Origin of the sequence: Solirubrobacter soli DSM 22325, assembly GCF_000423665.1 — a bacterium.
In the GTDB taxonomy this organism is placed as follows: Bacteria; Actinomycetota; Thermoleophilia; order Solirubrobacterales; family Solirubrobacteraceae; genus Solirubrobacter; species Solirubrobacter soli.
On record NZ_AUIK01000023.1, the window covers coordinates 142,704 to 163,706 of the forward strand.

Sequence of the window (21,003 nt, forward strand, 5' to 3'; positions counted from 1 at the left end):
TCAGACACCGCGCCACCGCCGTTTTGCAGCCTGATGGTCAGCGGCAGGACCGCCGGCGACCGCGGCCGCGCCCGCGTCCCATACGGCGTCGGCGCGGGCCGGGTCGCCCTCGGCGTGGGCCTGCGCGCACAGCGCGATCACGTCCGCGAGCTCGGCCACGGCGTCGAGGTCGCCGATCGCTGCGAGCCGCTCGAGACCGAGCGCGTAGAGCCGGTCCCCGGCCAGCAGCGCGAGGTCCGGGTCGTCGGGCTTGACGACCCGCCCCGAGGCGTAGTGCTGGAGGTAGCCCTCGCGGATCGCCTCGACGAGCAGCGGGTAGCTCTCCCCGCGGCCGGCGACGGCGTCCCCGTGCGGCTGCGGCTGGGCGCCGTCCTCGCGCACCGTGTTGGCGAGCAGGCCGCCCTCCTGGCGGAGCTCCTCCGCGAGTCTGTGCAAGGCGTCTGTCATGAGACTTCGGCGAAGGCCGCGGCGGCCGCCTCGACGGTCCTCGTGATGTGGTCGGAGGTGTGCGCCAGCGACGGGAACCAGGCCTCGAACTGCGAGGCGGGCGGGTAGACGCCGCGGGCGAGCAGCGCGCGGCACCAGGCGCCGTAGGTCTCCGTGTCGCAGGCCGCGGCGCCCGCGTAGTCCGTGGGCGCCTCGGCGGCGAAGAAGACCGTCACGAGCCCCGTCGTGGACGTCACGGAGACCGGACGGTCGCCCGCGGCCTCGCGCAGGCCGTCCGCGAGCGCCCGCGTGGTGTCGCTGAGCGTGAGGTACGCCTGCTCGTCCAGCAGCGCCAATGTCGCCCTGCCGGCGGCGACCGCGAGCGGGTTCCCGCTCAGCGTGCCCGCCTGGTAGACGTCGCCGGCGGGCGCGATCCGCTCCAGCAGCGCCGCGGAGCCGCCGAACGCCGCGGCCGGGAGCCCGCCGCCGAGGATCTTGCCCATCACCGTCAGGTCGGGCAGCACACCCGTGAGTTCCTGCGCCCCGCCGGGGGCGACGCGGAACCCGGTGATGACCTCGTCGAAGATCAGCAGCGCGTCGTAGCCGGTGCAGAGGTCGCGCAGCAGCTCGAGGAAGCCCGCGGCGGGCGGGATCAGGCCCATGTTGGCCGGGTACGGCTCGACGAGCACGGCCGCGAGCTCGTGCTCGGCGAACGCGGCGCGCACGGCGTCCGGGTCGTTCCAGGGCACGACGATCGTCGCCGCCGCCGCGGACTCGGGCACGCCGGACGACGCGGGGATGCCCTGCGTCGCCAGCCCTGACCCGCCCGCGACCAGGAGCCCGTCCACGTGGCCGTGGTAGGCACCGGCGAACTTGAGCAGCTTCTCGCGCCCCGTATGAGCGCGCGCCAGGCGGATCGCGCTCATCGACGCCTCGGTGCCGGACGACGTCATCCGCAGCATGTCGACCGAGGGCATGCGCGCGCAGATGGCCTCCGCGAGCTCGACCTCGCCCGCCGTCGGAGCCCCGTAGGAGGTCCCGTACGCGGCGGCCTCGGTGACGGCCTCGACGACCGCGGGGTGCGCGTGCCCGTGGATCAGCGGCCCCCAGGAGCACACGTAGTCGACGTAGACGTTGCCGTCGACGTCGGTCAGCTCGGCGCCGGAGGCGCGCTCGACGAAGATCGGGTCACGGCCGATGGCCCGCATCGCGCGCACGGGCGAGTTCACCCCGCCCGGGAGCACGTGCAGCGCCCGCCGGTAGAGCTCGGCCGAGCGCGTATCCGACAAAGAGGAGGCGCTCAGGACCCGTGCTCCTGTTCCCACCGCTTGAAGTCGTCGGTGAAGTAGAGCATCCGGATCTTCTTGAACTCGGTGCTCGAGTAGAGCGTCGCGCGCTCCGTGATCCCACACGAGTCGGCGATCGCGTCGAGCACCGCGTCGCACTCCTCCTTGGACCGCCCGTGGGCCATCGTGAAGACCGAGTACGGCCAGTCCGCGTAGGTCGGGCGCTGGTAGCAGTGGCTGATCCCGCGGAACGCCGCCATCCGGCGTCCGGTGTCGAGGATCTCCGCGTCGGGCACGGCCCAGACGCCCATGCCGTTGGCCGAGAAGCCCGCCCGGCGGTGGTAGAGGATCGCGGCCACGCGCCGCAGCCCGCCGCGCTCCTGGAGCGACGCGAGCCGTGACAAGACCTCAGCGACCGGCACTCCCAGCTTCTCAGCCGCCGGGACGTAGGCGTCGGACCGCACGGCCATCGGGCCCTGCGTGGCCTTGATGACCTCGATGTCGGAGGCGGAGAGCTCGATCGGGTCGAGCTCCAGCGGCTCGACCGCCTCGCCCGCCTTGGCGAGCGCGTCGGTCCCGCCCTCCATCTCGAGATCCATCCGGATCTTGAAGAGCTTGAGCGTCGGCAGCTGGCGGATCGACTCGGCGCCGGTCTTGGCGGCCATCACGTCGAGCGTTCCGTCCAGCCCCAGCTTCGAGTCGGGCTCGACCGCCAGCGTGAACCAGAGGTTGAACTCGTGGTTGCGCAGATAGTTGTGGGTGACGCCCGGGTGCGAGTTGATGAACTGCGCCGCCCGGTGCGGGTACTCCGGATCGACCTTCGCCGCGACCAGCATCGAGCTGTAGCCCAGCGCGCGCGTGTCGAAGATCGGGGTGATCTCGCGGATGATCCGCTTGTCGAGCAGGTACTGGACCCGTTCCATCACCTCGGACTCGTCGATCCCCGCGAGGCCGGCCACATGGGCGAACGGCCGCTCGCAGAGCGCGAACGACCCCTGCATCAGGTTCAGGAGCTTCTTGTCGGTCTCGTCGAGCGGGACGGCTGCGCCGTCGCGCCGGGAACGCGTCTTGGCGCGAGCTACAGCCACTTCGCAACATCCTTGGCGTGGTAGGTGATCACGATGTCGGCACCGGCCCGGCGGATGCCGGTCAGCGCCTCGAGCACGGCGGCGCGCTCGTCGAGCAGGCCGCGTTCGGCCGCCGCCTTGAGCATGGAGTACTCGCCGCTGACGTTGTAGGCCGCGACGGGCATCCCCGTCTCGTCCTTGACCCGCCGGATGATGTCCAGGTACGGCAGCGCCGGCTTGACCATCAGGATGTCCGCGCCTTCATCCATGTCCAGCTTGGCCTCGCGCACCGCCTCGAGCGCGTTGGCGGGATCCATCTGGTAACCCTTCCGGTCGCCGGACTGCGGCGCGGAGTCGGCGGCGACGCGGAACGGGCCGTAGAAGGCGCTCGCGTATTTGGCGGAGTAGGCGATCAGCGGCGTCTCGGACAGCCCGCGGTCGTCGAGCGCGGCGCGCAACGCACCCACGCGGCCGTCCATCATGTCGCTCGGAGCGACCGCGTCGGCACCCGCCTCGGCCTGCGAGACCGCGGTGCGCGCGAGCAGCTCGACCGTCTGGTCGTTGTCGACGACGCCGTCGGGGCGCAGGACGCCGCAATGGCCGTGCGACGTGTACTCGCACAGGCAGAGGTCGGTGAAGACGAGCAGGTCCGGGTGCGACGCCTTGATCGCGCGGGTGGCGAGCTGGATCACGCCCTCGTCGTCCCAGGCGCCCGAGCCCTCGTCGTCCTTCGACGCCGGCAGCCCGAAGAGCAGGACCGCGGGGATGCCGAGCGCTTGCGCGATCCCGGCCTCCTCGACCGCGCCGTCGATCGAGACGTGGTCGATCCCGGGCATCTCGGCGATCGGTGTGCGCTTGGGACCTGTCGCCACCACGAACATCGGGTAGACGAGATGACTCACATTGAGCTCCGTCTCGCGCACGAGGCCGCGGAGCACCCCGGTCGAACGCAGGCGACGCAGGCGGGTGGCGGGGAAAGCCATCGGAGCGAAGCTTAGAACCGGCGCAATGCGAGGCGACTGATCGCCCCGTAGGCGGCGGCGAGCACGACGAGATGCAGCAGCGCGAGCCCCTGGCCGTCGAGCGCCCGCAGCGTCGGCTTGAACGGGAACAGGCCGGAGATGACGTTGAGGGTGTCGTAGAGGCCGGCGTTGACCGCGCCGGAGGGGATCAGGGCGAGGAACGCGAGCGGCAGCGCGAGCAGGATCGCCAGCAGCGAGGCCACCCGCACCTCGCGCGCCAGCGCTCCCAGGGCCGTTCCGAGCGCGGCGAACGCCAGCGCGCCCGCCGCGAGCGCCAGCGGCTTGATCTCCAACGTCACGAAGATGCGGATGACCGCGAGCTGGATCAGCGTCACCCCGAACGCCGCCGCGGCCGCGAGCACCACCTTCTCGGTCAGGAGCGTGGTGCGCGAGACGAGGCCGCGGACGAGCCGCGCGAACACGCCCTCCTCGCGCTCGAGCGCCAGCAGGCCCGCCGCCAGCAGCAGCGTCACGAGCATCAGGCTGAGCGTGGCGGCCACGGACACCGCGAACTGGTCGAGCGGCGTCTTGGAGCCGGAGACCACGGTCTGCTTGACCCGTACCGGTTGGCCGATCGAGGACAGGATCGGCTTGGACAGGTCGAGGTTCTCGGCGGCCAGGCGCGCGAAGCGGCTGACCTGTTCGAGCGGCACCCGCTGCGGCGAGTCCGCGGGCATGCCCTTCAGCGAGGTGTCGATCAGCGTCTGCGCGTTGCGCAGGCCGAGGATCTTCACCTCGCCCACGAGCGGGAACGACAGCTTGCCGCCCTTGACCACCAGGTCGAGGTACTTCGCCGACTGCGCCAGCACGGCGTCGCTCAAAGCGCCGTTGGCCTCGGCCAGCCGCGAGCGGATCGTCGACTCGACGTAGCGGCGCTTGACCGGGTCCTCCGCGTTGTAGAAGACCTCGACCGTGGGCGGCTCGCCGCCCGCCAGGGAGAGCATCCCCTGCAGTCGCTGGATCGCGTCGGCCGGGACCACGAGCGCCGCCAGCGCCTCGCCGTCGCGGACCTTGGCGATCGCCTCCTCGCGGGTCTTGACGCGGATCGGGTCGACCGCCTCGAAGAACCGCGACGTGTACGCGGTCGCGTCGAGCGACTGCCCGCCGAGGTTGAACTTCGCGTCGCCGGCGAGGTTCGCGAACGCCACCCGCGGCTTCTCCGGCCCGCCGGTCAGCGCCGCGCCGATCAGCACCGCGACGACGACCGGGTAGAGGATCAGCAGGCTCACCAGCAGCGGCGAGCGGCGCAGGATCCGCAGGTCCTTGATCAGGAGCCAGCGCATAGCGCGAGGAACGCGGTCTCCAGGTCGCGGTCGCCGGCCAGCTCGGCCGGGGTGCCGATGTAGAGCAGTTCGCCGTCGGCGAGGACCAGCACGCGGTCGGCGTGCCGGTCGGCCTCGCCGACGTCGTGGGTCGTGTAGAGGACGGTCGCCTCCAGGGTCGCGATGAAGGCCCAGAGGCGCTCGCGCTGCGCCGGGTCCAGCGACGCGGACGGCTCGTCGAGCAGCACGAGCGGCGGGTCCCCGAGCAGGCCGACGGCGATGTTCAGCCGCTGCCGGTTGCCGCCCGAGAGCTTGCCGGTCTCCTCGTCCCCGGTCAGCTCGGTCAGCTCGAGCATCCGCTTGACCCGCTCCGCCGGTGCCTTCTCGAGGTGCGCGAAGAGCTGCAGGTTCTGGCGCACGGTCAGCTTCGAGTAGACCGCGGCGCGCTGCGGGACCCAGCCCGCGGGCGGGAGGTCGACCTCGCCGTCGTCGGGGACCATGCTGCCGGCCAGGATCTGCAGCAGCGTCGTCTTGCCCGCGCCGTTGGGCCCGAGCAGCGCCACCCGCTCACCCGCTTGGAGGCTGAAGGAGACGTCGCGCAGCGCCGTCGTGGCCCCGAAGCGCTTGCCGACGCCGTCGATCCTCATCCGGGCGCGGCCGCGGCCGCCGAGGCCGCCGCGTCGCGATCGCCGAGCTCCGTCCCGCACGCGGGGCATTCCTCCGCGTCGGCGCCGACCAGCACGCCGCACTCCGGGCAATGCGTCTGCGTCGTCTTGGGCGGCGGGGGCTCGACCGGAAGGTCCCAGCGCTGGAAGCGGGTGTGGTCGCGGAGGTACACGATCGTCTCGCGCAGGATGGCGGCGATCGGCAGCGCGATGAACGCGCCGACGAACCCCGCGAGCTGCCCGCCCATCAACAGCGCGAAGATCACCAGGATCGGGTTGATCCGCAGCGCCTGGCCGAAGACGTTCGGCGCCACCACGTGCCCTTCGAGCTGCTGCAGGATCGTGAACGCGATGATCAGCCAGACCGCGTCGATCGGGTTGTCCGACAGCGCGGCGATCACGACCGGCGGGAAGCCGCCGACCGCCGGTCCGACGTACGGGATCAGCTCCGCGAAGCCGAACCACACCCCGAACGCGACCGCGTACGTCTTGCCCTCGGGGAAGATCCCGAGCGAGCCGAGCACCCACAGCATCACCCCCGCGCTCGTGCCCATGATCAGGCTGAACAGCACCTGGCCGCGCACGTAGCCGAACAGCGACCTCTGGATCCGCGTCGGGAAGTCGTCGGCCGGCGAGCCGTCGCCGGGCGGCACGAGACTTCGCGCCACCGCCCCGATCCGGTCGCCGTAGATCATCATGTAGACACTCAGGACGATGATCAGGATCAGCGCGAGGCTGGCCTCGACGAGGGTCTGCACGGCGTCGCGGGTGAAGCTCACGACATCGCCGGCGCCGCCGGTGATGCGCTCGCCGATCGTCTGCAGCGCGGTCTCGCCCTCCTGCTTGACCTGGATGTCGATGCCCTTGCGGTCGAGCCAGCCCTGGAGGTTGGCGAGCTCGGAGTTGGCATCGTCGACGTAGCGCGGGACGTCGCGCTGGAAGCCCGAGACCTGGTCGGAGATCGGCGCCGCCAGCAGGAACCCGAGGCCGGTCAGGCACGCGAGCACGACGATCATCACGATCCCGACCGCCGCGCCACGCGGGATCCGCAGCTTCTGCACGAGCGCCACCAACGGGTTCAGCAGCAGCGCGATCAGCCCGGCGATGATGAACAGCAGCAGGATGTGGCCGGCCGCGTGCAGGAACAGGTAGGCGCCGGCGATCCCGACCGGCAGCAGGACCATCTGCACCCAGCGCGGGATGAGCACGGGCTCGTACGGCCGTGACGGCGAGGTCTCGTCGACCGGGTTGGGAGCCTCCTCCGCCATCACTGCCAGTATGCCCGGCGTGACGGCCATCCTCTTCATCGGCGACGTCGTTGGGCGGGCCGGCCGCCGGGTCCTGCGCGAGCTGCTGCCCGGCCTGCGGGATGAGCTCGCGGTGAGCTTCGTGGTCGCCAACGGCGAGAACGCCGCCGGCGGCCTGGGCATCACGCCCAAGGAGGCCGACGAGCTCTTCAAGCTCGGCGTCGACGTCATCACGCTGGGCAACCACACCTACCGCCATCGCGAGATCTGGCCCTATCTCGAGGAGGAGCGGCGGATCGTCCGGCCGTACAACTTCCTCCCGACCCAGCCGGGCCGCGGGACGACGATCGTCGAGCGCGACGGCGTCTCGCTCGGCGTGGTCAACCTGAGCGGCGCCGTGCACCTGCAGGCGGGCGCGCCGCCGCTGGTCGCCATCGACGACGCGCTGCGCGAGGTCGCCCGCTGCGACCAGATCCTGGTCGACATGCACGCCGAGGTGACGAGCGAGAAGGTCGCGCTCGGCTGGTACCTCGACGGCAAGGTGACCGCGGTCGTCGGCACCCACACCCACGTCCCGACCGCGGACCTGCGGGTCCTGCCGGGCGGCACCGCCTACATCACCGACGTGGGCATGACCGGGGCCCGCGGGGGCGTGATCGGGATGAAGAAGGAGCAGTCGATCGCGGTCATGCGCACCCACATGCCGATGCGCTACGAGCCGAGCGACGTCGACCCGTGGCTGAACGCGGTGCTGATCGAGAGCGACGGCCCGCGCCGCGCCGCGCGCATCGCCCAGGTGCTCAGACCCGTAGCCTGAGGCTCATGGACGTCGGCATCGGACTGCCCTCGACGATCCGCGGCGCCACGGGCGCGCAGATCGTCGACTGGGCGCGGCGGGCCGAGGCCCGCGGCTTCTCCAGCCTCGGGACGATCGATCGGGTCGTCTACGCCAACTACGAGCCGCTGACCGCGCTGGCCGCGGCCGCGGCGGTGACCGAGCGGATCAAGCTGGTCACGTCGATCCTGATCGCGCCGCTGCGGGTGAGCGGGGCGATGCTGGCCAAGCAGGCGGCGTCGGTCGACGCGCTCTCGGGCGGGCGGCTCGTGCTGGGCGTGGCCGTGGGCGGGCGCGAGGACGACTACGAGGCCGCCGGCGCCGAGTTCAGGACGCGCGGCAAGGACTTCGACCAGATGCTCGCGGAGTGGCAGGAGATCTGGGACGGCGAGGCGATCGGCCCGGCCGCGCACCCGACCGTGATCATCGGCGGCTCCTCACCCGCGGCCTTCCGGCGAGCGGCCGCACACGACGGCTGGATCATGGGCGGTGGGTCGCCCGACAACTTCCGCGAGGGCCTGGTCAAGCTGCAGTCGGTCTGGCAGGGCGACGACCCGCCGCGGACGCTGGCGCTCGGCTACTTCGCGCTCGGCGATCGCGCGCAGGAGGCGGCGCAGGCGTACCTGGGCGACTACTACGCGTTCCTCGGCGACTACACGCAGATGATCGTCGACAGCGCGGCCAAGGACGCCGAGACGATCCGCGCCGCGGTCCAGGGCTTCGCCGACGCCGGCTGCGACGAGCTCATCCTCTTCCCGTGCGACCCGGACCCGGGTCAGGTCGACCTACTCGCAGACGCCCTCGAAACCTAAAGGGGCCTGACCCCTTTAGGAAACGCCGAAGTGCTCCGTGATCATCGGGACGATGTCCCGGAGCGCCCACTGCTCCTGCGCGGACTTCTCCGGACCCGTTCCGGTCCAGATCAGCACCGCGTTGGAGTCGTTTGCATGCAGTGAGCCGTGGGAGCCGCCGCCGACGTGGTGGGCGCCGCCCCAGTCGAGGAACTCGTACCCCGGGCGGGCGGAGGCCAGGAGCTCACCTGCGGAGTGGCAGCGCAGCGCCGACCAGACGCGGCTCATCGCGTCCGGGTAGGTGGAGGAGCGGATCTGGTCGTCCTCGATCTTCAGGCCGAGGAGGTCGAGGTCGCCGTCGACGCTCCAGCGGGCACCGCGCGCGTCGACCAGGTCCCCGCGCGGGGCGAAGCGCAGCTCCTTGACGCCACGGGAGCGCTCGCCACGGACGACCGCCTCGCCGTCCGGGTGGTCGCCCATCCGCATGACGAGGTCCACGCCCTCGAGCGCGAGCAGCGTCCGCTCGACCCTCGGGATCAGCTTGCGGCGGTTCTCGCGGTCCAGCACGTAGACCTGCGCCGCGCGGGAGTTCGGGCAGACCGCGATCTCGTCGTCCGCGCGGGAGCGCTGGGCGGCGCGCAGACCGAAGCCGTCGAACGCCTTGAAGAGGTCGATCTCACCCTCGACCTTGGACTGCGAGTGGTCGCTGCAGACGATGAAGGCGTGGTCCTCCAGGAATTTGTCCGGCCCGCCGGCGGCGTCCATCACCCGCGCGATCTGGCGGTCCGCGGCCGCGATCGAGTCGACCTGCGCGAACGGCCCGTACTTGTGCGAGTGGGTGTCGTTGTCGGGCAGCGACAGCAGCAGGAAGTCGAACAAATCGTGCTCGACCATGTACTCAGAGACGCAGCCGGAGTGCTGGTCGCGCACGCCCGGAAGGCCGAGCTGCGACCGGCAGGACGTCTTGCGCGAGGCGAACAGGTCCGCGTAGAAGAGCTCGCGCGGGCCCATCGTGGGCAGGCCGAACGCGGTATGGGCGAGCCGGGAGAGCGCGGTGTCCACCGACGGCTCATGCCGGTGACGCCCGCGGTACATGAGGTACGTGGTGCCGGCGGTGCGGATGTCGGCGTCGTCGAGCTTCTCGAACACCGTCTCCACGTTCTTGGAGAGGTGCTCGAGGTTCATGTTGTAGATCGTGTCCGTGAGCGACTGGCGGATGCCGAAGGCGCGCGAGGCGCCGAAGCTCGTGCCGTACTCGATGTAGCGCTCCTCGCCGCGGTGCCACCAGTTCATCGCGGGGATGTCGTGCTCCCCCGGTCCGGTGCCGGTGGCGATCGAGGCCGCGCACACCGGCGTGACCGACGGGAACGCGGCGACGCACTCGTCGACGTAGTGCCCGCGCTCCATCAACAGCTGCAGCGTCGGCGCGCGACCCGTCGCGACCGCCCGCTCGAGCATGGCGGGCTTCATCGCGTCGATGACGGCGAGGACGAGCTTCTTCACCGCAGGATCCGCAGCCCGGCGTACTTCTCGCCTTCACGGCGACGACCGCCGATGAGCAGCCACGCGAGCGCCGCGACCAGGAGGATCGCCAGCGGCGGGAAGAGCACGGACAGGCCGGCGCCGAGCAACGCGCAGCCCTCGGCGTACAGCGGGAGCGCCTTGGCCGTGTCGGCGTCCAGGCGGGCGCTGACGCGGCCGAACAGCGACCTCGCCGACAGGAAGCCGAGCGACGCGGCGGCGACCCCGATCGGGACCCCGGGCCACCAGTCGGAGCTGACGTCGGCGATCGAGCCGCTGGCCAGCAGCGCTCCCAGCACCAGGGCGCACCCCAGAAGCAGCGTCACGACGGCGCCTTGGCCGCTCGTATCGGCGCCTCGGCGGCGGTCGATGATGTTGAAAACGGCCACCGCGATCACGATCACGAGCAGGAAAGCGGTCTGCTCCAGGAAAGCAAAGTCCGTGTTCTCGAAGTCGATGCCGAGGTCGCCGGCAGCGAGCGCTCCGACAAGGAGCGTGGGCAAAAAGGGCCGGATGCCGATCGCCGCGGCGATCCCGAGACCCTGGAGAAGGGCGAGGAGGTAGTCCATTGCGCGCTAGCGTTCGTTCCGCCGCATGACGATAGACGAGACCCCCGGGAAGGGCGCGACGCCCTCCAGCGCACACGAGATCGAGCGCTACGGCGGGCTGTTCGCACGCCGCACGCGCGGGATGACCTCCTCGGCGATGCGCGACATGATGGCCGTGACGGCGCGGCCCGAAGTGATCTCGCTGGCCACCGGCCTGCCGGACACGACGACGTTCCCCGCCGAGGACTTCGCGATGCTGATGTCGCGCGTAGCCGTCGACTCGAGCGCGGCAGCGCTCCAGTACGGCCCCACCGACGGTCTCGACGACGTTCGCGCCTGCATCGTCCAGGTGATGGCGGCCGAGGGGACGATCGTCGAGGCCGACGACCTGATGGTCACCACGGGCGGCCAGCAGGTGATCGACCTCGTCTGCCGCGTGTTCCTCGATCCTGGGGACGTGGTCGTGGCCGAGGCGCCCACGTATCCCGGCGCCGTGCCGTGCTTCAACTCCTACCAGGCCGACGTCGTGCAGATCGAGATGGACGACCACGGCATGCGGATCGACGTCCTGCGCGAGACGCTCGACCGGCTCCGCGCCGAGGGCCGGCGGCCGAAGTTCATCTACACGATCCCGAACTTCCAGAACCCGGGCGGCGTCACCATGCCGCTCGACCGTCGCCAGGAGCTCGTGCGGATCGCCAACGAGCAGGAGCTCGTGATCCTCGAGGACAACCCCTACGGCCTGCTGCGCTACGAGGGCGACCCGCTGCCGACGCTGTACTCGCTCGACGGCGGCCGCTACGTCACCTACGCGGGCACGTTCTCCAAGATCCTCTCGGCCGGCCTGCGGATCGGCTGGGCGGCGGCGCCCGCCCCGATCCTCGAGCGCCTGAACCTCGGCAAGCAGGCGGCGGACCTGTGCTCGTCGCCGCTGAACCAGTACTTCGTGATCGAGTACTTCCGCCACCGTGACTGGCGCAAGTACCTGGACGAGCTGCGCGGGATCTACCGGCGCCGGCGGGACATCATGCTCGCGTCGCTGGAGGAGTTCCTCCCGCCCGAGACGACGTGGACGACGCCGCAGGGCGGGTTGTTCATCTGGGCCAAGCTGCCGGATTACATCGACACGACCGACCTCCTGGCGCGGGCGCTGCGCGAGCACGTGGCGTTCGTCCCCGGTCGCGCGGCGTACCTCGACGGGCGCGGCGGGTCGGAGATGCGGCTGAACTTCTCCGGCGTCGGCGACGACGACATCCGCGAGGGCATCCGGCGGATCGGCAAGGTCGTCTCCGAGCAGGTCGCGCTCTACGGCACGCTGACGGGCATGAAGCCGGCGGCGCCGCGGGCGAGCGAGCCCGAGGGCCAAGTCGTCGAGTTCCGCCGCCGGGAGGCCTCGTGAGGGTCGCCGTATTGAAGGGCGGGACGTCGCTTGAGCGGCCGGTCTCGCTGCGCTCCGGAGCGCGGGTCGAGGACGCGCTCGCGCGGCTCGGGCACGACGTGCTGCCGATCGACGTCGGCGCCGACCTCGTCGACCGCCTGCAGGCCGCGCGGCCCGACGTGGCGTTCGTCGCGCTGCACGGCCGCGGGGGCGAGGACGGGACCGTCCAGGAGCTGCTCGAGCTCGTCGGCATCCCGTACACCGCCTCGCGGCCCGGCGCGTGCATCCGCTGCATGGACAAGGTGGTCGCCAAGCACGCGCTGCGCGACGCCGGCATCCCCACGCCGGACTTCTACGCGTTCAGCCAGACCGCGTTCGAGGAGCTGGGGGCGGCTCGTGCCCTGCCGGCGATCGAGGAGCGGCTCGAGTTCCCGATCGTGGTCAAGCCCGCCGGTCAGGGCTCCGCGCTGGGCATCAAGTTCGCCCGCACCGCCGCGGACGTCCCGAACGCGCTGATCGCGGCGTTCTCGTATGACACGAAGGTGCTGCTGGAGCGGTTCGTCGACGGTCGCGACCTCGCGGTGGCGGTGATCGAGGGTCCGGACGGGCCGGAGGCGCTGCCGGTCGTCGAGGCGATCCCGGAGACCGACGACTTCTACGACTTCGAGGCGCGCTACGTGATCGGCGCGACCCGGTTCGTCTGCCCCGCCGAGCTCACGCCCGAGGTCCAGTCGCACGCCCAGGAGCTGGCGCTGGCGACCTGGCGGACGCTGGGCTGCGCCGGCTTCGCCCGCATCGACCTGATGCTCGCGGGCGACGAGCTCACCGTGCTCGAGGCCAACGCGATCCCGGGGTTGACCGACACGTCGCTGCTCCCGTTGGCCGCCGAGGCGGCGGGGATCGGCTTCGACGAGTTCGTCGGCCGGATGGTCGACCTCGCGGCCTCGCGACTTTCGGTGTAGTCCAGATCCCTCGCGCGGAGGACGTCGCGCGCAATCCGCCTGAATACGGTCGGCGGCATGCGCTTCGCCCTGCTCGCCTTCGTGTTCGGTCTTCACCTCATGGACCCTTCGAGCGCGGCAGCGGCGAAGCGCTGTCCCGTCAAGGTCAAGAAGGCGTGCGTCTACGCGAAGCTCGACGGGCCGAAGGCGCTCAAGCCGCTGATGAAGCTCGGCCTCAAGGGCGGCAAGCCCAAGGCCAAGACGGAGAAGCTGGCGCAGCGGATGCTCGACCTGCGCGTCGGCAAGACGGCGCGGATCGCGTCGTCCGACGATCCCGTCTTCGGCCGCGAGGTCAGCGTCACAGGTGACACCGACGGGCCGCAGACGGCGGTCTACGAACGTGCCGACGGCGTTCGGGCCACGCTGAACATCGACAACGCCGGATCGGCGGTCATCGAGTTGCGCGACCGCAAGGGCGCCGGCCACACGCTCGGGCTGACCAAGGCCGACGTCGTACCCGACTGCCCGCGGGCCAACGGCGACGTCCCCGCGACGTACGACCACAGCTTCACCTTCGGGCAGGCGACCGCCGAGCACGGCAAGCGCACCTGGACGCTCGCCACCGTGCGGGTCGAGGTGACGTGGACCGGCCACGTGGGGGTCGGCGCGAAGGCCGAGACGTTCGACTTCGCGCTGCGCGGCGAGCTGTCGATCAAGTCCGGGGTCGAGATCGCGTCGACGGGCAAGGTCCTCAAGCGGATGCCGACCAAGACGTATCGCGCCGCGCTGACCAAGCGCGGCGTGCGGGTGGGTGCGGACCCGCTCCCGTTCGCCAAGGACTTCACACTGCGCGGGCCCAAGGGCAACCGGGCGTCCGAGGAGGACATCCAGCCGGTCACGGGGCTGCTCACGACCGCGATGATGGGCATCAGCGACCTCTCCGACGCGCTCCTGAAGGGCGACAAGCGCTGGTACGACGCGATGATGTGCGCGTCGCTGGACATCGCCTCCTCGCCCGAGAAGGTGGTCAAGGGCGGGCAGGGCGACTTCGACGTGCGGGCGCTCGCGCAGGATGGGACGCCGGTCGCCGACGCGCGCTGGACCGTGACGAGCGGGTGCGGCACGGTCCAGGCGCCGGCGAGCGGCCCGGCGGTCCACATCACCGTCACCGATCCGGCCCGCGCCTGGATCCCGTCCTCGCAGGGCGCGTGCGCGCACGCCGAGGTCACGACGACCGCGGGACGCCCGGTGCCTTTGAACCGCTCCATCCCGCCGGTCGAGGCCAAGCGGTGGCGCTACGACTTCAAAGTCACGTTCAACAAGACCATGGGTCCCGGGATCGCGGAGACCAACGCGGTCGGCGCCGCCGGCGTCACGATCGGGCCCGAGGACGGGTTGGTCGAGGGCACCGGAACCTACGCCGGGACCGAGTGGGACCAGACGGTCTTCAACACCTGCGGGCAGGACATGGCCCGCGCCCGCGGGTTCAGCTCGCCCGCGACGTTCGGCGGCGAGATCCAGGGCGACGAGGTCACACTGGGGTTCACCGCGAACGAGCGCCCGTTCGAGGCCGCGTGGATCGTCACGCTGCCGGTCACGGGCGGCACGCGAACCATCACGGCCCGCCAGCCGTTCTGCGGTGAGCCTCAGAAAGCGCTGACGACAGCGGTGATCGCCGTCAGCGCCACGCCCGTGGGCTAGGTGTCGCCCCCGGCGAAATCCTCCGGGGTGACGCGGTCCAAGAACTCCTTGAACTTGTCGACGACCTCTTCGGTGTCCTCGACCTCGTGCTCGAACTCGATCGCCGACTCGGCGATCACGTCCTCGGCGGCGAAGATCGGCGCACCGGAGCGCACGGCCAACGCCAGCGCGTCGGACGGCCTCGAGTCGATCTCGACCTCGCGTCCGTTCACTGACAACGTGATCGACGCATAGAACGTGTTCTCCCGCAACTCGGTCACCGAGACGCGCGTACACGCGACCTCGAGCTCTCCGAGCATGTCGAACAGGAGGTCGTGCGTCATCGGACGCGGAGTCGACGCCCCCTGCAGTTTCATCAGGATGGCCGCCGCCTCTGGATGTCCGATCCAGATCGGCAGGAACTTGTTCGTGTCGACGGCCTTGAGCAGCACGATCGGCTGTTTGCCGACCATGTCGAAGCTGACGCCGTAAATCACCATCTCCTGCACCTGCGGGAGTCTACCTCGCGACGAACACCCACTCGGTCGCTGTCCTCCGCGTAGCCGCCGCGTGAGTCCCGAACGCGTACCGGTGCGGGATCTCGATGCGGCGGACATTGCGGCGGTGGCGGGCGAGCAGGTCCTGCAGCTCGTCCGCGGTCAGGTCGGCGTTGGAGCCGTAGGAGACGACGACCGCCTGCGGGGCGCTGAAGTGGTCGAAGAGGCGGTCGAGCGCTTCGCGCACCGTCCGCTTCGAACCAAACGGGGTGTGGCGCTTGCGTAGCTTGCGGGTGCGGGTCTCCCACATGATCTCCTGGCCGCGCCAGTACGTCGCCAGCCCCTCGAGGAAGTGGTAGCGCTTGACATAACACGTGTCGTCGCGGGACGGCGCGTACGGCGGGTCGAGGTAGACGAGCGCCGCCTGCGCGGGGTCGATCGCGAACACGTCGCCGCAGGTGGCGGTCGCCGCGCCCGGCCGCACCGCGGCGTTGCAGCGCTCCACCGCCTCCCTGAACAGGGTCTGCAAGGGCGTGTGCAGCTGGCGGCGGCCGTCGTCGTACCGCGGCGTCGTGACGGTGAACACGCCGCGCGGCTGCTTCCAGGCCGCGGCGAGGCAGAGCGCGCTCAGGGCGAGCGCGCGCTTGGCACCGTCCAGGTGGTCGACGTGCGACCACGCGGCGTCGAGGAAGGCGTGGTCCTGCGCCGGGAAGTACAGGCCGGCGAACGTGGTGGCGATGAAGTCGCGCCCGTCGCGGTTGGGGGAGCACAGGCGCTCGACGTCCTCCGGGCCCAACGTCTGATCCTGGTTGGCGACCAAGGCCTCGGCGAGCGTCGCCGTGAAGGTCAGGTGGTCGTTGGCGTGGGTGGCGCGGCCGGTCGCCTTGAGCGTGTACGCGACCACCCCGCTGCCCGAGAACGCGTCGATCGCCGGCCCGGGCGGGAGCGTCGCGAACAGCTCCGCCAGCTGGGGCGCCAGCCGATGCTTGGAGCCCATGAAGCGGATTCGCGGGTAGGCGGCGAGCGCGTCCGGGATCATCGGTGTATGGACGACAAGATCACCCTGGCCGAGAAGTTCGCACTCCTGCCGGACGCCTACCAGCCCGGGCTCCTCGGCTACATGAACGACTACAAGCTGATCGCGGTCAAGGTGCTCGGCGAGTTCGTCTGGCACAAGCACGACGACACCGACGACTTCTTCCTGGTGATGAGCGGCAAGTTGACGATCCAGCTGCGCGACCGCGACGTCGTCCTGGGGCCGGGCGAGCTCTTCGTCGTCCCGAAGGGGGTCGAGCACTGCCCGAAGGCCGACGAGGAGACGCACGTGCTGCTCATCGAGCCCCGCGACACCGTCAACACCGGTGACGCGGGGGGCGATAAGACGGTCGAGCCGATCCAGATCTAATTCAGCTGCACTTCGTGGGCTTCGTCGCGCCGACCGCGACGCACAGGCCCTCCTGCTTGACGACGCCCCGCTTGCCGATCTTCAGACGCACCACTCGGCCGATCTCGTTCGGGCGCGTGACGCGGATCTCGAGCACCGCGTTGAGCTTGAGGTAGCGCTTCTTGAGCAGTGAGACCAGGTTGACCTTGCTCTTGCCAGCCTTGCCCGTCTGCGTCTTCTTGCTGAACGGGCAGGCCTTGCTCTTGCCACCGGAGCAGCGGACCTCGATCTTGTCGTCCGCCTTGATCTCCGACAGCGTCAGCTTGGTGAACTTCGCCGAGTTCCCCTTGCGCGCGGTGCTGTAGCTCAGCGGCGCGGTGACGCGCAGGTACTGCGGTCCGTCCTTGCAGTCCTCGTCGACGTTGTTGCCGACGATCTCGCCCGCGCCGGGATGGATCGCCGCGTTGTCGGGGGCGCAGTCCTGCTCGTTGGGCGTGCCGTCGCCGTCGCGGTCGGGCGCGACCTCGCAGTTTGCGGCGCTGTCGCCGATGTCGGCGAGGACCGTGTCGTTGCCGGGACCGCAGTCGATCGCGTCGAAGCGGCCGTCGCGGGCGTCGATCGTGTCGTCGCCCTCGTTGCCGTTGAGCGTGTCCTCGCCCGCACCGCCGGTGATCGTGTCGTTCCCGCCGCCGCCGGACAGGCGGTTGCCGAGCGGGTTGGCGACGAGCACGTCGTTGCCCGAGCCGCCGATCGCACCCTCGACGTCGGCCCCGATCGTGTCGTTCTCGCCCGCCTCGCCCGAGACCGCGGTCCCGTTGAGCCGGACCGTGACGGGCGCGGTGCGGTTGGAGTAGTCGACCGTGTCGTCCCCGTCGCCGCCCGCGAAGACGTCGGTCCCCCGCCCGGCGATGTTGACGTCATTCCCCGGTCCGCCATCGATCGAGTCGTTGCCCGCCCCGTCGAGGATGTAGTCGCCGCCGGCGCCGCCGATCGCCTGCAGGCTCGACCCGGTCAGCAGGGACGCGTCGATCCGGTCGTCCCCGCCGAGCGTCGTGGCGGTCGTCATCGGCGTCGTCGTGCAGTCCAGGGTGCTGCCGTCGACGAACAAGCAGACGGCGCCAGGTCCGAGCCCGATCCCCGAGGAGACGAACCGCGTCTGGCCCCCCGACGTGGAGATCGTCACCTCTTCAGGGTCGACGGACCCTTCGTAGACGTTGTTGGACCCGCCGGCATTGCTGACGGACCCCGCTTGCGCGGCTGTGGGAAAGGCCAGCGCGAGCACCCCCGCGCAGACGGCGACGACACGGTGACTCGGCATCGTGTGAACGTATCCGGGCTCTCATAGGGCGTGCAACCATCGGCCGATGGACCTCCTCGATCCGACGCCGAACGGCTACAGCCAGATCGCCCGCATCCCCGCCGGCAAGTCCCTCGTGTGGATCTCCGGGCAGATCGCCGACGGCGACGGCTGGGAGGAGCAGACGCGGGCCGTCTTCGCGAACGTCGGGGCGGCGTTGGCCACGGGAGGCGCGACCTGGGCCGACGTGTTCAAGCTCACGATCTTCGTCGTCGACGTCGGCGAGATCGGGACGATCCGGCGCGTGCGCGACGAGTTCATCGACGTGAGCCGCCCGCCGACCAGCACCCTGGTCCGCGTCGCGGGCCTCGTCCGGCCCGAGCTGCTGCTCGAGGTCGAGGCCGTCGCCGCGGTCTGAGCGCTTCGGTGCCGTCACCGCTGGAGCGCGAGCTGTTCGGGACCGGACGGCGTGCCGAGCTCGTCGACGCGTTCTGCCGCGCGCACCTCCGCTCCGGCGTAGCGCGACGCGAGTTCTCGGCCAGCAGCGTCGGCAGCGTCCACGGCGTCCGGCTTCAGGACGGACGCCGCGTCGTCGTGAAGGTGTACCGGTCGGATGTCGACGTGGTCCACCTGGCCGCCGTCGGGCGCGTCCAGGCGCGGCTGGCGGACAGCGGCTTCCCGGCGCCGCGCCCGCTGTTGGCGCCGACGCCGCTCGCGAACGGCGTCGCGGTCGTCGAAACGCTGGTCGACCGGGGTCGCTGGGCCGACGCCCACGTCCCGGCGGTCCGGCGAGCGGTCGCGGGTGGCCTCGCGGCGTTGCTCGAGCATGCTCGCCGCGAACCCGGGCTGGTGGCGTGGCGCGAAGCGTACGAGCAGCTCTGGCGCTCTCCCCACGATCGCCGCTTCGACTTCGCCGGCACCGCTCACGGCGCCGAGTGGATCGACGAGTTGGCGTCTGCCGCCCGGCGACGGCTGGACGAGTGCGCCGACGGCCCGGTGGTCGTCGGGCACGGCGATTGGCGGGTCGAGCACCTGCGCTTCGCCGACGGCGCCTTGAGCGCCGTCTACGACTGGGACAGCCTCGCCGTCGCACCCGCGCCGGTCTTCGCGGGTGCCGCCGCTCACCAGTTCACGGCCGACTGGAGCATCGAGGGCCACGCGTGCGCGCCCACGTTCGAGGAGTCCATGGCGTTCCTGTCCGACTTCGAGGCGGCCCGCGGCACGCCGTTCAGCGACCGCGAGCGGCAGCTCGCGTACGCCGCCTTCGTCGCCGCGCTCGCCTACTCCGAGCGCTGCGGCCACTCCGATCGCCTCACCGCGTTCGGCACACGCCCGCCCACCGACGCCGTCGAGGACGACGACAGCATCCTGCGCCGCCACGGGGCGAATCTGCTCGCCGCGTGAATCGGTCGCTCGGCCGCCAATCGGACGGGACGAACGTTGTAGATCTCGAAGCCGAGCCGCTGCTGGAAGTACTGCAGGCCGGGTGCCAGCCGAACGGTCCCACCGACCAGCAGGAGGCTCACCCGCTCGTCGATCAGCGAGTTGATGACGTGCAGCGAGAGCGCGTAGCGCGCCGGCGCCCCCGCAGCGCCCGCAACCCCGTGCAGGAACACGAGGAGCGCGCACCGGACGTCCACCTCGAGCGCGGCGATCGCGACCACGTCGCCGGTCGGGTCGACCGCCACATGCACCTGCTGCCGCGCGACGTCCAGGCCGATCGCCTGCTTGAGGTACCGCCGCTCGGCTCGCGTGTTCGGAAGGTCCAGGTTGCGCAGCAGCCGGTCGAGCGCCGCGTTCCTCTCGTCGATCGAGTGCAGCTCGCGGCACGAGATCCCCAGCGCGTCCGCGTGGTGGACGTTGGTCCGCAGCGCCTGGCGCGAGTGCCCTCGTTGGTACCGGACCCGGTCATCCGGAAGCGGCAACACGGCGCGAGCGAGCCGCGTCGGCGGCGACCGCACCGTACGCCGGATCGCGTCACCCGCCGGTGACGGCGAGAGCGGCAGATCGAGGCGGTCGAGCCGCCGGACCGCGCCCGCCCCGTTCCACATCGCGCGGCGACGACTCCCCGCCAGCACGATCAACTCACGCCAGCAATGCGCGCGGCGAAGCGCCTCGACCTCGCGTGCGACGGCGCTGAGGGTCTGGAAGTCCGCGCTGGCATACCGCGTCCTCACATCTCGACGCTACCAACATGAGAACTCCCTGTGGATAATCCGCACATGACGACGATCACCCTCGACGGGACTCCTCGCGGCGACAGCCGACGTGATCCTCCCTGACCGCGCGTGCCGGCCGCGCCCTCGGCGCGACCCCGGCACCGGCCCTGGTCCTGCTCGGCATCCTCAGCGTGCAGCTGGGCTCGGCAGTGGCCAAGCATCTGTTCGACGAGGTCGGCAGCTTCGGAACCGTCGCGCTGCGGCTGTGCTTCGCCGCCGCGGTGCTCCTGCTGCTGTGGCGGCCGCCGCTCCGCCTGAGTAGGCGCGCCTGGACCGTCGTGCTCGCCTACGGCGCGGTCCTCGGCCTGATGAACCTGTGCTTCTACTCGGCGCTGGCCCGGATTCCGCTGGGGATCGCGGTCACCATCGAGTTCCTCGGGCCGCTGGCGGTGGCCCTCGCCGGCTCGCGGCGCTGGCTGGACGCCGTGTGGGCCGTGCTCGCGGCGGGTGGCGTCGTTCTGCTGATGGACGGCGGCGGCGCCGACCTCGACGCGCTGGGCGTGCTGCTCGCCCTCGCGGCCGGCGCGTGCTGGGGCGTCTACATCCTGGTCGGCGCGGCGCTCGGCCGCCACACCACCGAAGGCAACGGACTGGCGCTGGGCATGGCCGTCGCTGCGGCGATGGTCGTGCCCTTCGGCGTGGCAGACAGCGGCGCCGGACTGCTCGAGCCGTGGGTTCTCCTCGCGGGCTTCGGCGTCGCGCTCCTGTCGTCGGTGATCCCCTACTCGCTCGACCTCGAAGCGCTGCGGAGAATCCCGCCGCGCGTGTTCGGGATCCTGATGAGCCTCGAACCGGCCCTGGCGGCGCTCATCGGCCTCATCCTGCTCGGAGAGTCTCTGCACGCGTCCCAGTGGATCGCCGTGCTGTGCGTGGTGGCCGCCTCGGCGGGCGCCACGCGCGGCGCCCGAGGGGAGGTTGCGGCCTAGAGACGCGAAAC

Annotated in this window: 21 protein-coding genes; 9 read left to right on the forward strand and 12 right to left on the reverse strand. The window is 71.1% G+C overall.

The window, feature by feature from the left end; genetic code table 11:
- From G569_RS0118280 to G569_RS0118310, 7 genes are read right to left on the reverse strand one after another with little or no spacing between them, the layout of a single operon-like run.
- Positions 1–435: a hypothetical protein gene (locus G569_RS0118280; RefSeq protein WP_157592128.1), complete on the reverse strand. Its 435-nt coding sequence runs from the start codon at positions 433–435 to the stop codon at positions 1–3.
- A gap of 8 nt (positions 436–443) precedes the next feature.
- On the reverse strand, positions 444–1,715 hold the full coding sequence (gene hemL, locus G569_RS0118285) for a glutamate-1-semialdehyde 2,1-aminomutase (RefSeq protein ID WP_028064473.1): 1,272 nt from the start codon (positions 1,713–1,715) through the stop codon (positions 444–446).
- A gap of 11 nt (positions 1,716–1,726) precedes the next feature.
- Entirely contained in the window at positions 1,727–2,800 is a 1,074-nt protein-coding gene (gene ahbA / locus G569_RS0118290; RefSeq protein ID WP_028064474.1) for a siroheme decarboxylase subunit alpha, read from the reverse strand.
- On the reverse strand, positions 2,791–3,762 hold the full coding sequence (gene hemB, locus G569_RS0118295) for a porphobilinogen synthase (RefSeq protein WP_028064475.1): 972 nt from the start codon (positions 3,760–3,762) through the stop codon (positions 2,791–2,793). The genes ahbA and hemB overlap by 10 nt, the downstream gene beginning before the upstream one ends.
- A gap of 11 nt (positions 3,763–3,773) precedes the next feature.
- A complete protein-coding gene (locus tag G569_RS0118300; protein WP_028064476.1) occupies positions 3,774–5,084 on the reverse strand; it encodes an ABC transporter permease in 1,311 nt (436 codons plus the stop codon).
- A complete protein-coding gene (locus tag G569_RS0118305; RefSeq protein WP_028064477.1) occupies positions 5,069–5,710 on the reverse strand; it encodes an ABC transporter ATP-binding protein in 642 nt (213 codons plus the stop codon). The genes G569_RS0118300 and G569_RS0118305 overlap by 16 nt, the downstream gene beginning before the upstream one ends.
- Positions 5,707–6,996 (reverse strand): AI-2E family transporter, encoded by a 1,290-nt coding sequence (locus G569_RS0118310; protein WP_028064478.1) that lies wholly within the window; start codon positions 6,994–6,996, stop codon positions 5,707–5,709. The genes G569_RS0118305 and G569_RS0118310 overlap by 4 nt, the downstream gene beginning before the upstream one ends.
- 10 nt (positions 6,997–7,006) lie before the next feature.
- Between G569_RS0118310 and G569_RS49575 the strand changes: the two genes are divergently transcribed.
- Positions 7,007–7,792, forward strand: a complete 786-nt coding sequence (locus G569_RS49575; RefSeq protein WP_037497463.1) for a TIGR00282 family metallophosphoesterase — start codon at positions 7,007–7,009, stop codon at positions 7,790–7,792.
- A 5-nt stretch (positions 7,793–7,797) separates the two neighbouring features.
- Positions 7,798–8,622 carry an LLM class flavin-dependent oxidoreductase gene (locus tag G569_RS0118320; RefSeq protein WP_028064479.1) on the forward strand — a complete coding sequence of 275 codons (825 nt, stop codon included), beginning with the start codon at positions 7,798–7,800 and terminating at the stop codon, positions 8,620–8,622.
- Positions 8,623–8,637: 15 nt separating this feature from the next.
- Here the strand turns inward: G569_RS0118320 and G569_RS0118325 are convergent, their stop codons facing one another.
- Positions 8,638–10,104: an alkaline phosphatase family protein gene (locus G569_RS0118325; RefSeq protein ID WP_028064480.1), complete on the reverse strand. Its 1,467-nt coding sequence runs from the start codon at positions 10,102–10,104 to the stop codon at positions 8,638–8,640.
- Entirely contained in the window at positions 10,101–10,691 is a 591-nt protein-coding gene (locus G569_RS0118330) for a hypothetical protein (protein WP_028064481.1), read from the reverse strand. The genes G569_RS0118325 and G569_RS0118330 overlap by 4 nt, the downstream gene beginning before the upstream one ends.
- 25 nt (positions 10,692–10,716) lie before the next feature.
- Between G569_RS0118330 and G569_RS0118335 the strand changes: the two genes are divergently transcribed.
- The 3 genes from G569_RS0118335 to G569_RS0118345 are packed head-to-tail and all read left to right on the forward strand — an operon-like array spanning position 10,717 to position 14,690.
- Positions 10,717–12,069 (forward strand): aminotransferase-like domain-containing protein, encoded by a 1,353-nt coding sequence (locus G569_RS0118335; RefSeq protein WP_028064482.1) that lies wholly within the window; start codon positions 10,717–10,719, stop codon positions 12,067–12,069.
- The gene (locus G569_RS0118340) at positions 12,066–13,010 is read left to right on the forward strand and encodes a D-alanine--D-alanine ligase family protein (protein ID WP_028064483.1); all 945 of its coding nucleotides are present in this window, start codon (positions 12,066–12,068) and stop codon (positions 13,008–13,010) included. Before G569_RS0118335 ends, G569_RS0118340 begins: the two co-directional genes overlap by 4 nt.
- Positions 13,011–13,067: 57 nt before the next feature.
- A complete protein-coding gene (locus tag G569_RS0118345) occupies positions 13,068–14,690 on the forward strand; it encodes a hypothetical protein (RefSeq protein WP_028064484.1) in 1,623 nt (540 codons plus the stop codon).
- Here G569_RS0118345 and G569_RS0118350 read toward each other — a convergent pair.
- On the reverse strand, positions 14,687–15,169 hold the full coding sequence (locus tag G569_RS0118350; RefSeq protein ID WP_169542186.1) for a bifunctional nuclease family protein: 483 nt from the start codon (positions 15,167–15,169) through the stop codon (positions 14,687–14,689). The genes G569_RS0118345 and G569_RS0118350 overlap by 4 nt on opposite strands.
- Before the next feature lie 19 nt (positions 15,170–15,188).
- Positions 15,189–16,205: a DNA adenine methylase gene (locus G569_RS0118355; RefSeq protein WP_211233021.1), complete on the reverse strand. Its 1,017-nt coding sequence runs from the start codon at positions 16,203–16,205 to the stop codon at positions 15,189–15,191.
- Positions 16,206–16,211: 6 nt separating this feature from the next.
- Between G569_RS0118355 and G569_RS0118360 the strand changes: the two genes are divergently transcribed.
- A complete protein-coding gene (locus G569_RS0118360; RefSeq protein WP_028064487.1) occupies positions 16,212–16,571 on the forward strand; it encodes a cupin domain-containing protein in 360 nt (119 codons plus the stop codon).
- Position 16,572: 1 nt separating this feature from the next.
- Here G569_RS0118360 and G569_RS58350 read toward each other — a convergent pair whose 3' ends face one another.
- On the reverse strand, positions 16,573–17,868 hold the full coding sequence (locus G569_RS58350; protein WP_028064488.1) for a calcium-binding protein: 1,296 nt from the start codon (positions 17,866–17,868) through the stop codon (positions 16,573–16,575).
- A gap of 46 nt (positions 17,869–17,914) precedes the next feature.
- On the opposite strand from G569_RS58350, the gene G569_RS0118370 reads away from it, so the two are divergent.
- The 3 genes from G569_RS0118370 to G569_RS49590 all read left to right on the forward strand — a co-directional run bounded on the left by G569_RS0118370 (position 17,915) and on the right by G569_RS49590 (position 20,992).
- Positions 17,915–18,265, forward strand: a complete 351-nt coding sequence (locus G569_RS0118370; protein WP_028064489.1) for a RidA family protein — start codon at positions 17,915–17,917, stop codon at positions 18,263–18,265.
- An 8-nt stretch (positions 18,266–18,273) separates the two neighbouring features.
- Positions 18,274–19,251 carry an aminoglycoside phosphotransferase/kinase family protein gene (locus tag G569_RS49585; protein ID WP_037497465.1) on the forward strand — a complete coding sequence of 326 codons (978 nt, stop codon included), beginning with the start codon at positions 18,274–18,276 and terminating at the stop codon, positions 19,249–19,251.
- Between the two features lie 874 nt (positions 19,252–20,125).
- The gene (locus G569_RS49590; protein WP_053226595.1) at positions 20,126–20,992 is read left to right on the forward strand and encodes an EamA family transporter; all 867 of its coding nucleotides are present in this window, start codon (positions 20,126–20,128) and stop codon (positions 20,990–20,992) included.
- The last annotated feature ends 11 nt before the right edge of the window (positions 20,993–21,003 follow it).